Genomic DNA, 2,254 nt, shown 5'->3' on the forward strand with positions numbered 1-2,254 from the left:
ACCACCCCCCCCACACACGCTCTCTTGCCCCCAGATCTCCCACATCACCCCGTGCCCCCCCCACCCCCCCGGTGGCCTCCGCCGGGCCTGGTGCCGGTCGGCGCCTCCGTGCGTCACGGCCGGGCCGACACTCTCGGGCGGCACGGACAGCTCGGGCAGCTCGGGTAGCTCGGGTGGCACGGGCGGCTCGGGCAGCCGGAAGAAATTGGCATCTCATCGTCCCGGACCGTCAACTACAGTCCCTCCCACCTGTACGGAACGAGGGGGCGGACATGACGGTCCGGGACGACCACCACCAGCTGATCACCACCACCACGACCAGCGACGCCGCGTGTGCGGCGGGCCTCACCCCCGAGGAACTCAGCGCGTTCAGCGTCACCCTGGGCCGGCTGCGCGGCCTCCCCCCGCACGACCGCACCCGGCTGGTCGCCGAGCGCCAGCTCAGCTCCTTCGTGATGGAGAGCCGCAAGCGCCGCCGCCAGGAGGCCAAGGACGCCGTCCGGCAGGCCGACGCCGCACTGCTCGCCGCCACCGCGACCGGCGCCCGGCAGCGCCGCGAGGACACAGCGCTCGCCACGGCTCCGGGAGGGCCGGTCGGCGAACTGGTCGTCGCGCGCAAGTGCTACGTCTGCAAGCAGGCGTACCGGCAGGTCGACGGCTTCTACCACATGCTGTGCCCGGACTGCGCGGCCGACAACACCGCCCGCCGCGGCCTCTCCACCGACCTGCGCGGGCGCCGGGCGCTGCTCACCGGCGGACGGGTGAAGATCGGCTTCCAGCTCGCGCTGATGCTGCTGCGGGACGGCGCCGAGCTGACCGTCACCAGCCGCTTCCCACAGGACACCGTCCGCCGCTTCCGCGCCGCCGAGGGCAGCGCGCAGTGGTGGGAGCGGCTGACCGTGGTCGGCATCGACCTCCGTGACCCGCGCCAAGTCCTGGGCCTGACCGAGCAGTTGCGCGCCGAGGGCCGACCGCTGGACATCCTGGTCAACAACGCCGCGCAGACCCTGCGCCGCCCCCCGAAGTCCTACGCCCTGCTGGCGGCGGGCGAGGCCGCGGCCCTGCCGGGCGCCGACCGCCGGGCCGTCACCCACGCCCCCGGCTTCCGGCCGTCCGCCGTCGCGGCCCAACTCCCTTCCGGGGCGGGCTCCCTGCTGGACCTCACCGACGAGGCCGGGCTGCTGCCCGACCTGGCACCGGCCAACTCCTGGTCCGCCACGCTCGGTTCGCTCGACCCGGCGGAGCTGCTGGAGACCCAGCTGGTCAACTCGCTGGCCCCGGCCCTGCTCTGCGACCGGCTGCTGCCGCTGCTGCTGGCCTCCCCGCACCCCGCCCGCTACATCGTCAACGTCACGGCGGTGGAGGGCCGGTTCGCCGTCCGCAACAAGACCGCGCGCCACCCGCACACCAACATGGCCAAGGCCGCGCTCAACATGCTCACCCGCACCAGCGCCGCCGAACTCGCCCCACGGGGCGTGCACATGTGCGCCGTCGACACCGGCTGGATCACCGACGAGAACCCGGCGCCGGCGAAGACCCGGATCGCCGCCCGGGGCTTCCGCACCCCGCTGGACATCGTGGACGGCGCGGCCCGGGTGTACGACCCGGTCGTGCGCGGCGAGGCGGGCCACCCGGTGTCGGGAGTGTTCCTCAAGGACTACCGGGTCGCGGAGTGGTGACGGCCCGCGGGCGGTGACGGCTCAGGTGTCGTAGCAGCCGTCCCACGGCGCGTGGAAGCCGAGGCCGTCGGGGCGGAGCTCGACCCAGGGCCCTTCCTCCTCGCCCTCCTCGTCGTCCTCGTCGGCTTCCTCCTCGTCGAGGAGGAGCCCGAAGAGCACGCCGTCGACCTCCACGGAGAACTGCGCGATCGCGATGTCCCCGTACGCGCGCTCGGGCAGGGCGTCCAGCCACTCGTCCAGCAGCCGACGGGCCTCCGCCGCCGTGCCGACGGCCCGGATGCTCGACTCCAGGTGCTGCCCCGCCGGGTCGAAACGGTGCAGCACCGCGTACGGTCGGCCCTCGGCCACGACGGCCGAGGCCAGGAACTGGCCGCCCTGCCAGCGGCCGATGGTGTCCGTGCGCCAGTCCGGCTCGCGCCGGATCGGGATCAGTGCGGGTACGTTCATGCTCGAACCCTAGGCCCGACCTGCGAGGACGGGCCCCCCCGGGGGCTCCCCCGGGGGGCCGCCCGCCCGAAAACCCTGACCCGGCAGCCGGCACCCCTCGCACGGGAGCCGGCACACCCCCCGGCGGA

The 2,254-nt window shown here is 74.5% G+C and carries 2 protein-coding genes; one reads left to right on the forward strand and one right to left on the reverse strand.

The genetic code is table 11. The annotated features are described in order from the left end of the window. Positions 1-272 precede the first annotated feature (272 nt). Positions 273-1,679: an SDR family NAD(P)-dependent oxidoreductase gene (locus tag ACFWXO_RS12615; protein WP_380523591.1), complete on the forward strand. Its 1,407-nt coding sequence runs from the start codon at positions 273-275 to the stop codon at positions 1,677-1,679. Positions 1,680-1,700: 21 nt separating this feature from the next. On the opposite strand, the gene ACFWXO_RS12620 is transcribed toward ACFWXO_RS12615, so the two are convergent. After that, positions 1,701-2,126 carry a hypothetical protein gene (locus ACFWXO_RS12620; protein ID WP_375891143.1) on the reverse strand — a complete coding sequence of 142 codons (426 nt, stop codon included), beginning with the start codon at positions 2,124-2,126 and terminating at the stop codon, positions 1,701-1,703. Positions 2,127-2,254: the final 128 nt, after the last annotated feature.

Source organism: Kitasatospora sp. NPDC059088, assembly GCF_042738155.1.
GTDB lineage: Bacteria > Actinomycetota > Actinomycetes > Streptomycetales > Streptomycetaceae > Kitasatospora.

Bases quoted from the DNA above. Each gene is read 5' to 3' on its own strand.
- ACFWXO_RS12615 (WP_380523591.1), top strand. From the start codon at position 273: ATGACGGTCCGGGACGACCACCACCAGCTGATCACCACCACCACGACC.
- ACFWXO_RS12620 (WP_375891143.1), bottom strand. From the start codon at position 2,126: ATGAACGTACCCGCACTGATCCCGATCCGGCGCGAGCCGGACTGGCGC.